This is a genomic window from Stenotrophomonas sp. Y6, assembly GCF_022436665.1.
GTDB classification, from domain to species: domain Bacteria; phylum Pseudomonadota; class Gammaproteobacteria; order Xanthomonadales; family Xanthomonadaceae; genus Stenotrophomonas; species Stenotrophomonas acidaminiphila_A.
On sequence record NZ_JAKUKB010000009.1, the window covers coordinates 203230 to 216332 of the forward strand.

Consider the following 13103-nt stretch of genomic DNA (forward strand, 5'->3'; position numbering starts at 1 on the left):
TGGCTGGCCCGGGTTGCGTGGCAGCCGCTATCCTTCGCCCACCCACGGCGCAAAGAACCCACCGCATGAACTCCACCGACACGCGCGCCGGTTGCGCCCTGTGCGTCGACGCGCAGCCGCTGGATTTCGAGTTCAGCTATGCGTTCCAGCCGATCGTCGATGTGCGCGCGCGCCGCATATTCGCGCATGAAGGCCTGGTGCGCGGCACCGCCGGCGAGCCGGCCGCTTCGGTGTTGTCGCGGATCACCGCGTCCAACCGCTATGCGTTCGACCAGGCCTGCCGCGACAAGGTGATCCAGACCGCGTCGCGGCTGCAGATGGGTTCGTACCTGTCGATCAACTTCCTGCCCAACGCCATCTACCGGCCCGAGCTGTGCATCCGCTCCACGCTGCGCGCGGCGCGGCGCTACGGCTTCCCGGTCGAGCAGATCATTTTCGAGACCGTGGAGGGCGAGCAGGTCAGCGATGGCAGCTGGCTGGCCGAGATCCTGAGCGAGTACAAGCGGATCGGCTTCAAGACCGCGATCGACGACTTCGGCGCCGGTTTCGCCGGGCTCACCCTGCTGGCCGATTTCCAGCCGGACATCGTGAAGCTGGACATGGCCCTGATCCGCGCGATCGACCAGAGCCCGCCGCGGCGCGCGATCGTCGCCGGCGTGGTCGCGATGTGCCGGGAGCTGGGCATCGAGGTGATCGCCGAAGGCATCGAGACCGCGGACGAGGCGCGCTGCCTGGCCGACCTCGGCATCGGCTTGATGCAGGGCTACTGGTTCGGGCGCCCGCAGTTCGAGCGCATCGCGCATGAGGCGGACATACCGTGGGTCGCCTGAGTGATGACGGGCAGGCGCTGGACCTGCTTGGCGCCGCCAGTCCCGCGGTGCTTGCCCACGCCGTCGACCAGAGCACCAGCGCGGTGCTCATCACCGATGCCGGGCTGGAGGGCGGCGGCCCGCTGATCGTCTACGCCAACCCGGCGTTCTGCCGCATGAGCGGCTACCGGCCGGAGCAGCTGCTCGGCCGCAGCCCGCGCCTGTTGCAGGGTCCACTCACCGACCGGGCGCTGATGGCCTCGCTGCGCCGGCACCTGCAGCAGGGGCTGCCATTCGCCGGCAGCACGGTCAACTATGCCGCCGACGGCCGTGCCTACACGGTGGAGTGGAGCATTTCCCCGGTGCGCGACGCCAGCGGTGCGATCGCGTATTTCGTGTCGGTGCAGAATGACATCAGCGCGCGGATTGCCGCCGAGCAGGAACGCCGGCTGCTGCTGCAGGCGCTGGATGCCGCGATCGACCCGATCCTGATCACCGGGCGCGACACCGGCGTCGTGTTCGTCAACGAAGCCTTTGCCCGGCTCACCGGCTATGCGCCGGAGGAGATCCTCGGGCAGTCGGCGCGGATGCTGTACCCGTCGCACCAGGACCCGCTGTTCTACCGCAACCTGCGGGTCTGCCTGCGCGAGGGAAAGCCGTTCCGCGCCACCTTCACCTACCGCCACAAGAGCGGCCGCCAGATCCACGTCGAGCAGAGCATTGCACCGGTCGGCGACGGCCGTGGCCGGATATCGCATTACATCAGCACCGGCAAGGACGTCAGCGAACGCGTCGAGCGCGAGTGCCGGCTGATGGAGATGGCGACCATCGACTCGCTGACCGGGCTGTTGAACCGGCATGCCGGCGCCGAACAGCTCTACGGGCTGGTCGCGCAGGCGCAGGCGTCGGCCCGGCCGCTGAGCGTGATCATGGCCGACATCGACCACTTCAAGGCCATCAACGACGTGCACGGGCACAAGGCCGGCGACGACGCGCTGGCGTGCATGGGCCGGGTGCTGAAATCCTGCGTGCGCGCCGACGACCGCGCCATCCGCTGGGGCGGCGAGGAGTTCCTGGTCATCCTGCCCGGCGTCACCCTGGCGCAGGCCATGGAGCTGGCCGGGCGCCTGCGCCAGCAGGTCAACACGACGCGGGTCAATGAGCTGGACCTGTTCTCGCTGTCGATCTCGGCCGGCGTCGCCGAGATGGCCACGGGCGAGAGCGCATCGGAACTGCTGCGGCGCGCGGATCTGGCGATGTACCGCGCCAAGCGCCAGGGCCGCAACGCCGTCAGGTGCTGAGCGCGCGGCAGCGCACCCAGGCCGGCACCGGGCATGGGCCGGCCCGGGCGGTTGCCGCGGCCATGCGCTCGCTGCGCGGTCCGGAGACGGTCGCCTGGCGGCGCCGCGCCGGCTCAGTGCGCCGGATGCCCCGGCGCGCCGGGATCGCGTGCCAGCTGGGTGAGCATGCGCATGTGCTGCTTGGCCCAGCGCGCGCCCCAGCGCATGCCGGCGCTGGCCGAGCGCACGGCGATGATCGGCAACGGGCGCGACGGCTCGTGCAGGTAGACCTCCACGATCCAGCCGAGGTTGCGCCGGCAGATTTCCAGCACCTTGACCCCGCCCAGGCACAGGCGTTTGCGATCGGGTTCCTCGACCCAGTGGAACGGCGGGGGAAGGCGGCTCGGGACGGCTTTGACCATGGCGGGTTCCTCCTGTGGCTGCGCGGTACCCCGGCCGGGGGCAATGCCGGCCGCCTGCCAAGGGCGCACCGGCTGCCGCCGACCCTGCCGCCGTCCGGACGCCGCGCGGCGCCATCGCGGGGGCGGCCGGTACCGCGGCGTCAGGGTAGCGGGGGCCGCCGTTATCCCCGCGTCGATGCGCGCGCGGGCGATTTCACGCCGCGGCGGTCAGCTGACCACCAGCACCCAGGTCGCATTCGAACCGCTGAACCGGTAGCGCAGGCCCTCATGGTCGATCTGCCGGGCCAGGTTGCCCTGCGCATCGACCAGCACATGCAGGTCGACAAGGACGCCGGCGCCGGCGTTGGGAGCGTGGCACAGCAGTGTCTCCAGGGGCACGCGCTCGGTCGCCAGCACGCTGACCGCGCGGCGCTCCGCCCCGGGTCCCTGCAGGAACATGTTCACATCTTTCAAGGGCACTCTCCTGCGGGGCGACGGGCCCCGGGTCATGGTGGCGTTGCCCCGTCGCGGCCGGGCAGGGCCGGCGGCAACGGCGTGGGTGGGCCGTCGCGCGGGCGCGCGACGACGGTCCCGGCTCCCGCAGGCGGGAACAGGGTTTGCATCGGGTCTGTCTGGAGGCCCGCCCCGTGCGGCGCCATGCATCTGCGGATGGCCGGAAGTGCGCACGGCGGGGGCCGGAACCGGCGGCAGATGCAGGGCCCGGCGCGTGCCTGTGTGCGGCAGGGCGCCGGGTGCGGGGAGGCGTTGTCCGGTGTCGAGATATACCCGGATTGGCGTTAAGAGAAAGGGACGACACGGCGGGTGCGCCGGTAACGGGAGCGGGCATGGTGGTCAAGGCGGGTGGGGCCGGCACGGACAGGTGCGTTGACGGCCGCGTGGCCCGGACGGCGCGTAGAATCGCCCGGGTGGTACAGGATCCTGCCGGTGGCATTGACGCTCGGCGGTACGGCGGGAAGGCCGTTCGTGGTGCGTTGCCGGGGCCGGTTGCTGGCGCCGGCGAACTGGGGTTCGGGCCGGGCAGGGGCGGTGATATGGACGATGGCGGGGCGATGACAGTCCACGGCGGCACGCTGGCCAGCGGCGGCCGGTGCAGCGCACTGGCGGTGCCTGCAAGGGCTGCCCATGCACAATGACGCCCCGCTACCCGCAGCTGACGGCGGGATGCCGCGCTCCCTGTTCGCCACGCCGCTGTGGGCACTGCTGGTGCTGGTCACCGGCCTGGCGCTGACGGCGCGGGTGGCGCTTGGCGAATGGCGCGGCGAGCGCGAACGGGTGCAGTCGCTGCAGCGCTCGCTGGCCGATGCCGCGCCCGCGCGCCTGCGTGAACCGCTGGCCGGCGCCGCGCTGGGGTTGCGGGCGATGCAGACCGTGCTGCTGGCGGGCACCGCGCAGCTGGACCAGGGCACCTTCGACAGCTACCAGCGCAACCTGCGTTCGCAGGAGTGGATCCATGGCTACGTGCTGATCGCCTTCGCGCAGCGCCAGGTGGACGCCGCTGGCCAGGCCACCTACCGCTACCAGTACGTCGCGCCGCTGGAAGGCAACGAGGTGCTGGTCGGTTTCGATGTCGCCCGGCAACCGGAGAACATGGAGGCGCTGCGGCGCGCGCGCGACGCCGATGCGGCCGCCCTGTCCGCGCCGTTCCCGCTGCTGCAGTTCCGCGGCCAGCGGGCGGCGGGCGACATGGGCATCACCGTGCGCCTGCCCGCGTACACCCCGGGCGCCATGCCGGCCACGGTCGCGGAACGGCGCGCGCGCGAGCTGGGCGCGCTGGCGGTCAGCGTGCGCCTGGAGCCGATGGTCCGCCAGGCGCTGTATGGCCGCATCCTCGACCACATGGACGTGGAGATCCGCGACCTGGGCGCATTGCCGGCGCATGCGCGGGTGTTCGCCAGCGCGCCGTTGCCGGCCGACCCGGCGGCGCTGCAGGTGCGGCGCATGGAATTCGGCGGGCGCACGTGGGAACTGCGGCTGTGGCCGCGCGTACCGATGGGCGAGTGGGCGCAGCTGCGGTTGATCGTGATCGGCGGCAGTTCAATCAGCGTGCTGCTGGCCCTGTTCCTGTGGTCGCAGGCAAGCGTGCACCGCCGCGCGCTCGAACTGGCGCGGCGGATGAGCGCGCGCTTCGGCGAAAGCGAGGCGCGGTTCCAGGCCCTCAACGAGATGCTGCCGGCGCTGGTGCTGGTGGCCGACGCGCGCGACGGGCGCATCACCTACGCCAACCGCGCGGCCAGGGCCCAGCTCGGCGCCGTCGCCGGCGCGCCACTGGAGGGCCTGTTCGCCGATGCCGTGCACGGTCGCGAGGCGGTCGCCGCCACCCGCGCGCACGGCGCATGGAGCAGCCAGGAGGCATTCGTGGTGCGCGGTGCCGATGCCGCGCTGTGGGTGAATGCCTCGCTCGCCATGCTGGAGATCGACCACGTGCCGCACCTGCTCATGGTGGCCGGCGATACCAGCGCGCAGCGCGAGATGACCGAGCGCCTGCGCTACCAGGCCGCGCATGACGAGCTCACCGGGCTGTGCAACCGCCGCGAGTTCGAGCGCTGCCTGCGCCAGGCGCTGCTCGACCGCGACGCCGCCGGCGAGGGGGCGTTCGCGCTGATGTACATCGACCTGGACCAGTTCAAGCTGATCAACGACCTGTCCGGGCATAGCGCCGGCGACCAGTTGCTGGTGCAGCTGGCGCAGGCGATGCGGCGCCACGTCCGCGATGGCGACCTGCTGGCGCGGCTGGGCGGCGACGAGTTCGGGCTGCTGGCGTCCGGCGTGGACCAGGCCCAGGCCGACCTGCTGGCCGAGCAGGTGCGCGCGTGCATCGAGCGTTCGACGTTCTGCTGGCTGGGACGCAGCTACACGGTGAGCGCGAGCATCGGGCTGGTGCTGGTCGACCAGCCCGGATGCACCCTCAAGGACCTGCTGGCCTGGGCCGACACGGCCTGTTACCAGGCCAAGGAAGACGGCCGCAACCGGGTGCGGGTGTACCGCGACGACGCCGACGCCACCCGGCGCATGGGCGAGATGGAATGGGCCAGCCAGCTGCGCCGGGCGCTGGAGCAGGACCGCCTGCTGCTGGACTACCAGGAGATCGTGCCGTTGTCGCCCGGCGCCGAACCGGTCACCCGCGTGGAGCTGCTGCTGCGCATGCGCACCGACGACGGCAGCGTGATCGCGCCGGGCGTGTTCATGGTGGCGGCCGAGCGCTATGGCCTGATGCCGGCGGTGGACCGCTGGGTGATCCGCACCGCGCTGGCCAATTTCAATGCCCTGCATCCCTGCGGCGAGCGCCTGCAGAGCTGCGCCATCAACCTCTCCGGCGCCAGCCTCGAGGACGAGGGGCTGGCCGATTTCATCCTCGATGCGATCGCCCGCAATGGCGTGCCGCCGCAGCGGCTGTGCCTGGAAATCACCGAAACCGTGGCGGTGCGCGACCTGCTGCGCGTGGTGCGGGTGATCGAGCGCCTGCGCGCAGCCGGCTGCCGCATCGCGCTGGACGACTTCGGCGCCGGCATGGCCTCGTTCGGCTACCTGAAGAATCTGCCGGTGGACGTGATCAAGATCGACGGCAGTTTCGTGCGCGACCTCGGCCGCGACCCGATGAGCCGGACCATCGTCGATGCCGTCACCCGCATCGGCCACCAGCGCGGGGCCCGGGTGGTGGCCGAGTGGGTGGACGACCTGGACACCCTGGACCTGCTGCGTGCGCTGGGCGTGGACAGCGCGCAGGGTTTCGCCCTGCATCGCCCGGAGCGGGTGCTGTTCCAGCGCGACAACACCGGGCAGCCGCCGCTGCCATGACGCGCGCCGCTCAGTTACGGACCGCGAACACTCCGTCCAGTTCCGGGCGCGCGCGGAACCCCGCCTTGCCCAGGCGGGTGGCGACCTCGCGCGGCACGTCGCGGCCGCTGGTCAGCCGGTTGGGCATGCCGGTGTAATGGAACAGCTGGCCGCCGCGGCGCAGCACCCGCGCCAGGTGGTCGTAGAACGCCTGCGAATACAGTTCGCCGGCGATGCCGAAGCGTGGCGGGTCATGCAGCACGGCATCGACCGAGGCGTCGGCGATATCGGCGATGGCCAGCGAGATGTCACCGTGGGTCAGCGTCAGGCGGCCGCCGGCGGCGGCCGGGTCCGGTGACCAGGGATTGAGCGTGCGCAGCCACAGCACTTCCGGACTCTTCTCGAACGAATGCACCGCCGCCACCCCGGCCTCCAGGCAGCAGGCGGCGAAATAGCCCATGCCGCCGCAGGTATCGAGCACCTGCTTGCCGCGCGGCGCGACCAGGGCAACCTTGCGGCGCGCGTCGTCCATCGGCGACAACTGCGCGCTGACCAGCATCTTGATGCCGTCGATCTCGAAGGTCGGCACGCCCCAGTCGGTCGGCACCAGCTTGTACAGGCCATTGCCGAACCGCGAGGCCGGCGCGAAATCCCCACCGTCCCAGTAATACACGGTGCGGTCCTTGAGCCGCTCCGGCCACGGATAATCGTGGCCGCGCCACTGCCAGCGATCGGCCTCCAGCCGCACCGCGTCGGTGCCGCGGCCCAGGTCGAGCGAGCCGTTCCAGGCCGCGTCGCCGCGCCGCTGCGCGTCGCGCATGGCGTCCAGCAACGGGCGGGTGAGCAGGGGGCCGGAGTAGTGGGTCATGCGCTGGGAGTGCCGCGGAGCGGCACCGGTGCCGGAAAGGGCGGCCATCGTAACCCGGGCATCGGCGCGCGACGGCGATGGAACTCGCCGCCCGGCCTCCGGTCTGTAGTTGCCACGGTGCACCGCGGGGCTCCCGCCGCGTGCAGGTCTGCGATGGAGAGGCATGCACGATTCCCGCGTCAGCGAACCCCTGTCCCACCGCATCGGCGCCGGGCTGGCGACCGTGGCGATTCTCTGCCTGGCCGGCCGCGTGCTGTGGCAGGTGCCCGAACCCGCCGCGGAGCATCGGCAGCAGCGCCTGCAGGTGCGCTGGCTGGCGCGCGCGGCGGAACCGGCACCGGCGCCGTCGCACTCGTCGCTGCCCGCCATGACCCGGGTGGCGGCGCCCGCCGTTGCGCCCCCGCCGTTCCCGCCCGATGGCCAGCGGCCGCCCGCGCCGACACCGCCACCGGCCGCGTCATCGCCGCCGGTGCCCGCCGTCGGCGCCGCGCGTCGCCTGTACGCCGCCGATGGCGGGATCGCGCTGCCGGACGATGTCGCGGCGCGGGCACGCACCCCGGGCAAGGACGAGCAACTGTTCACCCACCGCGACGAACTGGCGACGGGCGTCGGCGAGCGCGCCACCGCCGGCCTGTTCTCGAAGCGTGCGGCCGGGACCCGGCAGTCACGCAGGGAGAAGTGGCTCTACGGCGAGGACATCCAGCCGGCGCAGGCACGGCGCGCGCCGGATGTGGCATTCAACCCGTCGTTGCACGAGCGCGCGTCCGACCTGGGCAGCGAAGCCACCGGCGATGCCTACAAGGCCGCGCCGATCCGCCATGAGCCGCTGCCCGGCCTGGATGGCGAGGCCAGCCGTCGCATCCGTACCGCCATCGGCGAGCTGGAACGGCGCTACCCGCGCTGCGACGATGCGGTACGCCGGCGCTGGTTCGGCAACGCGCTGCAGCAGCTGGACGCGCTGGAGCGGCTGGAGTACCGCTACCGCCATGGCGCCGACCCGGTCGAGGCCGAGCACACCCTGCCGTCGGCGGCCGACAGCGCCTATGACCTGGCGCGTCGCGCCCTGTGGGATGCGGAGCGACGCATGAAGACCTGCGGCTGAGCGAACCCGCCGGCATGAGTCATGCCCGGGGCATGATGGCTGCGCCCGGTTGCCTGCGGATGTCCTGCGCGGTGGCCCTCGCGGCGGGCCGCGACACCGCGCCGCGGCCCGCCGGACAGGCCCGCCGGACAGCGCCCGGACGGCCGCGGGTCATTACCGGACAACTTCGCCAACTTCATGTTCCGGAAGGATTTTTGGTGCCGGTGGCTGTCTAGAATCGGCGCTCCTCCACCGCTTGGGATTGCGATGAAGCCGAGCCGCCTGTTGTCGTGCATGTTTTTCCTGGTCACCAGTTTCGGCTGCCACGCCGGGCAGGTCGGCGCCGCCGAGCCGCGACCCGGCGTGACGCCGGGCTACAGCCACCCGCTGCCGCGCCATGCCCTGGTCGGCTACCTGCACAACTTCGACAACGGATCGGGGGTGCTGCCGCTCGGCCAGGTGGACGACGCCTGGGACGTGGTGGTGCTGGCGTTCGCCGACGACATGGGCGAGGGCAGGGTCGCGTTCAATCCGGCGCCGGGGCTGGAGCGCACGCGCCTGGTCGCCGACATCGCCGCGCGCCGCGCGCGTGGCGGGATCGTGGCGCTGTCCTTCGGTGGTGAGCTGGGCAAGGTGACGTTGCGCACGCAACGCGACGAGGACAACTTCGTGCGCACCACCGCGCAGGCCATCGACGCCTACGGGCTCGATGGCATCGATATCGACCTGGAGAAGGTCGCCGGTGTCGTGCACGGCGCACCGGTCACCGGCCACCTGGTCTCCGCGGTCAAGCGCCTGCATGCCATGTACCCCAACCTGTACGTGTCGATGGCGCCGGAGCACCCCTACGTGCAGGGCGGCTGGGTGTCGATGGAGGGCATCTGGGGCGCCTACCTGCCGTTGATCGACGGGCTGCGCGACGAACTGGACCTGCTGCACGTGCAGCTCTACAACAACGGCGGCCTGCCCACCCCCTACCGCGCGGACAGACTGCCGGCCGGCAGCGTGGACATGATGGTGGGCTCGGCGAAGATGCTGATCGAGGGCTTCGCGCTGGCCGGCGGCAAGGGCCGCTTCCACGGCCTGCGCCCGGACCAGGTGGCGCTGGCCCTGCCCTCCGGCCCGCGCGCGGCCGGCACTGGCTACGCGCCGCCGGCGGCCATCATCCGCGCGTTCGATTGCCTGGCCCGCGGCACCGGCTGCGACACGCTCGAGCCGGCGCGGCCGTATCCGGACTTCCGCGGCGTGATGGCGTGGTCGATCAACTGGGACGTGGCCGACAACGGCGCGTTCTCGGTGCCGGTCGGCACCCACCTGCGCGCGACGCGCGGCAGCCGCTGACCGCGCGGGCGCGCGGGCGCGCAACCCGCCGCGCGGGGCGTGCCTGCGCGGCGCCACGTCGGGGCGTGCGGCCCGGGGCGGCACTCAGTCCGTCGCCGGCCGCAGCCGCAGCGCCGGCAGTGGAATGTGGTGCAGCAGCTCGCGCACCACCACCAGCGCGGCGGCGAAGCGCGGCTGCGCGGGCAACCCCAAGCTTTGCGCGGGAACGCCGGCCGCCACCCGCGCGAGCCGGTCGAAGACGTTCTCGACGTCGGCGATGGACAGCGTGGCCACCGTGCCGGGGGCCCGTCCACTGGCCGCCCACAGCGGCGCCAGCACCGGATCGGCGCATTCCAGCAGCAACGGCGCCGGGTGGCGCAGCGCCGGGATCGCCGGCATCAGCGCATCCTCGACGCACTGGATGGCCTGCTCCAGCGCGCTGGGCTGCGGCGGAAAGGCGTGCAGCCCCGCCGCCAGCAGGTCCGCCAGCGACAGCGGCAGCACCACCGCGGCACCCTGCGGTGGCTGCAGCCGGATCGGGTTTTCCTGCAGGTGCAGTTGCAGATTCATGCATGACTCCGTGGGACGGGTGGCGATCCTGTCGGTGCCGGGTGGTTCCGTGGCCGGCGAGCGTCTATGGTGCCGGGTCCGCAACCGCTGGGATGTACATGGAACGCAGGCATTGGGTGATGGTCGTGGCATTGCTGACCGGGGGCGCGCTCGCGGCCAGCTATCTGTGGCCGCCACGCACGCCTTCGGTAGCGCCGGCCGCCACGCCGCTGGGCTGGCGCGCGCAGGTCGCGCTGCTGGCCGGCGACGGCATCGAAGGCGACAGCGTCGGTTCCGGCATGCACAGCCGCTTCAGCGATCCCTGGGGCGTGGCGATGGACACCGGCGGCACGCTTTATGTTGCCGATGCCGGCGACAACAACCGCATCCTCTACCGCTGGCTGGACGGCGTGTTCCACGTGCTGGCCGGCGGCCGCGAGGGCTTCGCCGACGGGCGCGGGGACGCCGCCGCGTTCAACACGCCCTCCGGGCTGGCGCTGGACCGCCACGGCAACCTGTATGTCGCCGATACCGGCAACCATGCGATCCGCAAGGTCACCGCGCAGGGCGACGTCAGCACACTGGCCGGCGACGGCGTGGCCGGGTTCGCCGATGGCATCGGCCGGCAGGCGCGTTTCGACGGGCCGATGGGCGTGGCGGTGGATGCGCAGGGGCGGGTGTACGTGGCCGACACCTGGAACGACCGCATCCGCGTGATCGAGCCGGACGGCCGGGTGTGGACGCTGGCCGGCGGCGGCCGCCCCGGCTGGGCCGACGGCCAGGGCGAAGCGGCGCGTTTCGATACCCCCACCGACCTCGCGCTCGCCGCCGACGGCACGCTGTGGGTGGCCGACCTGCGCAACGACGCGCTGCGCACCGTCACCGCGGCTGGCCACGTCGCCACGCCGGTGGGTGGGCCCGAGGGCCCCCAGGTGCTGTGGGGGCCGATGACGCTGGCGCTCACCCACGACGGCGTGGCCTATGTCGGCGAGCGCATCACCGGCCGCGTGGTGCAGGTCTCGCCCACCGGGCACGTGGTGGCGGTGGCCGGCGATGCGCAGCGCTTCGCGCGCCCGGCCGGCATCGCGCTGGCGCCCGATGGCAGCCTGCTGCTCGGCGATGCCGATGCCTACCGCCTCCATCACCTGCGGCCGCCGCTGGCGGGAATGGCGGCGGCCGAAGCGCCGGTCGGGCCTGCGATGGACAACCCGCTGCCGCGCAACCAAGGGCGCTGGCCGCTGGCGCCGCAGCTGGGCTGGCACGAAGTGGTCGGCACCCTGGGCGAAGTGCGCGGCAACTTCAGCGGCGAAAGCCGCCACCACCTGCACGGTGGCTTCGACGTCCGCGGCGACGTCGGCCAGCCCGTGCTCGCCATCGCCGCGGCCAAGGTCAGCAGCCCGGCGGCGACCTGGAGCCTGGGCGGGCAGGCCGAGGGGCTGTCGCTGGACACCGTCGACTACATCCACATGAAGGTCGGCCGCGACCCGCGCAACCAGCCGCTCGATCCGGCCCGCTTCCAGCTGGTGCACGACGAGGCCGGGCAGCTGCAGCGGGTGCGCGTGCGCCGCGGTACCCGCTTCCATCCCGGCGATGCGCTGGGCAGCATCAACAGCCAGGCCCACGTGCACCTGGCGGTCGGACCATCGGGTTACGAGCGCAATGCGGTACGGCTGGGCTTCGCCAATTACGCCGACCACGTGCCGCCACGCATCGACGACATCGCCCTGCTCGACGCCCGCGGCGAGCGCCTGCGCAAAAGCCGCGACGGCCGCCTGCGGGTGCCGCGCGACGCCGGCGGCCTGCAACTGGTGGTCGAGGCCTGGGACCAGGTGGACGGCAACCTGCCGCGCCGCCGCCTCGGCCTGTACGCGCTGGGCTACCAGATCCTCGACGCCGACGGCCGCGCGCTGCCCGGCCACGAACAGCCGCGCATGAACATCGAGTTCAACCGCATGCCGCCGCAGGCGGACGCGGCCAAGGTCGCCTACGCCGAGGACAGCGGCATCACCGTGCACGGCAGCGCGGTGACGCGGTTCCGCTACGTGGTCAGCAATGTGGTGCGCGACGGGCGCCTGGCAGTGGATGCCCTACGGTTGGCCCAGCTGTCACCCGGCGACTATATCTGCCGCATAACCGCAAAAGACTACAGCGGCAACACGGTACATGAAGAGCTTGCAATGACGATAGACGCAGCAGGACAGTAGGCGGTGGGAGAAACGGTGCACATAGGGCTCGCTGCTGCTATCGGCGAATGAACAAGGATGGTTCATTTTCCATGGATGCCCATCAATGCCCTCCGGGCGTGGGAGATGGAAAGTGTGTGATCCGGTAGGTCTGCGCATGGTGCTGGATGACCGCCGGGATGTCGGGCAGCCTTCGACGATGTGGGTTCAGGCCCGGTGCCGGCCGCTGGGTTGGTCTCAGTGCTGATGTGTGCTGGGGCGCAGCGCGAACAAGGCCGGGCTGTCCGGGCCTTTTCCAGCCAGTGGCGCAAGGCCGGCCGCACCCCGCCTGGGTACATTGGAGCCGCCGTCGTTGCACTCATCGCGTCCCAGGTGGACGGTCGACCGCTGCTGGCTGGCTTCCAGCCATCGTCGTGGCCGTGGGCCTGATCCAGGCTCGGGCGATTGCACGACAGCAGGCTTGGACCACCCGGCGTGGGGGAGGTGGAGCTCGCTTGCCTGTGTGACGAGGAGCTGGTCTGCTGCACCGCGTCCGCGCCCAACCGGGATGGCGTAAGCCCAAGAGGGGGCGGCACACCCCTCCCACCGTCGGGTAGTACCTCGGCGATGCCGACCGCCCGGAGTAGATCGCCATTGTCCGGCCACTGTCCCCGGGCTCTGCGACACGACCCACCTGGTGGACTTCCAGGCCTTATGGCATGAACTTCGTACGTCGAGCCTCGCAGCAATGCAGGACGCTGAGGGTTGCACATAGATCCGGGGGCATAAAAGAACCCGGCACGTGGCCGGGTTCAAGTACTGCACTTGGAGAAGATGG

General features: G+C 71.8%; 10 protein-coding genes. 6 read left to right on the top strand and 4 right to left on the bottom strand.

The annotated features are described in order from the left end of the window. Positions 1-65 precede the first annotated feature (65 nt). Positions 66-830 carry an EAL domain-containing protein gene (locus MKP15_RS12465; RefSeq protein WP_104937877.1) on the top strand — a complete coding sequence of 255 codons (765 nt, stop codon included), beginning with the start codon at positions 66-68 and terminating at the stop codon, positions 828-830. Then, positions 818-2110 carry a sensor domain-containing diguanylate cyclase gene (locus MKP15_RS12470; protein ID WP_240212906.1) on the top strand — a complete coding sequence of 431 codons (1293 nt, stop codon included), beginning with the start codon at positions 818-820 and terminating at the stop codon, positions 2108-2110. Before MKP15_RS12465 ends, MKP15_RS12470 begins: the two co-directional genes overlap by 13 nt. 113 nt (positions 2111-2223) lie before the next feature. Here MKP15_RS12470 and MKP15_RS12475 read toward each other — a convergent pair whose 3' ends face one another. Further along, on the bottom strand, positions 2224-2511 hold the full coding sequence (locus MKP15_RS12475) for a hypothetical protein (RefSeq protein ID WP_104937878.1): 288 nt from the start codon (positions 2509-2511) through the stop codon (positions 2224-2226). Between the two features lie 207 nt (positions 2512-2718). Continuing rightward, positions 2719-2964, bottom strand: coding sequence for a hypothetical protein (locus tag MKP15_RS12480; RefSeq protein ID WP_240212907.1), 246 nt, complete (start codon positions 2962-2964; stop codon positions 2719-2721). A 708-nt stretch (positions 2965-3672) separates the two neighbouring features. Here MKP15_RS12480 and MKP15_RS12485 point away from each other — a divergent pair. After that, entirely contained in the window at positions 3673-6306 is a 2634-nt protein-coding gene (locus MKP15_RS12485; protein ID WP_240212908.1) for an EAL domain-containing protein, read from the top strand. Positions 6307-6316: 10 nt separating this feature from the next. On the opposite strand, the gene MKP15_RS12490 is transcribed toward MKP15_RS12485, so the two are convergent. Next, positions 6317-7153: an SAM-dependent methyltransferase gene (locus MKP15_RS12490; protein WP_240212909.1), complete on the bottom strand. Its 837-nt coding sequence runs from the start codon at positions 7151-7153 to the stop codon at positions 6317-6319. Positions 7154-7316: 163 nt separating this feature from the next. Here MKP15_RS12490 and MKP15_RS12495 point away from each other — a divergent pair, with 163 nt between their 5' ends. Both MKP15_RS12495 and MKP15_RS12500 read left to right on the top strand, forming a co-directional pair. Next, positions 7317-8255: a hypothetical protein gene (locus tag MKP15_RS12495; protein WP_240212910.1), complete on the top strand. Its 939-nt coding sequence runs from the start codon at positions 7317-7319 to the stop codon at positions 8253-8255. Between the two features lie 246 nt (positions 8256-8501). Continuing rightward, positions 8502-9575, top strand: coding sequence for a chitinase (locus MKP15_RS12500; protein WP_240212911.1), 1074 nt, complete (start codon positions 8502-8504; stop codon positions 9573-9575). A gap of 84 nt (positions 9576-9659) precedes the next feature. Here MKP15_RS12500 and MKP15_RS12505 read toward each other — a convergent pair whose 3' ends face one another. Continuing rightward, the gene (locus MKP15_RS12505) at positions 9660-10124 is read right to left on the bottom strand and encodes a hypothetical protein (protein ID WP_240212912.1); all 465 of its coding nucleotides are present in this window, start codon (positions 10122-10124) and stop codon (positions 9660-9662) included. Positions 10125-10222: 98 nt separating this feature from the next. Between MKP15_RS12505 and MKP15_RS12510 the strand changes: the two genes are divergently transcribed. Further along, the gene (locus tag MKP15_RS12510) at positions 10223-12307 is read left to right on the top strand and encodes a gluconolaconase (protein WP_240212913.1); all 2085 of its coding nucleotides are present in this window, start codon (positions 10223-10225) and stop codon (positions 12305-12307) included. The last annotated feature ends 796 nt before the right edge of the window (positions 12308-13103 follow it).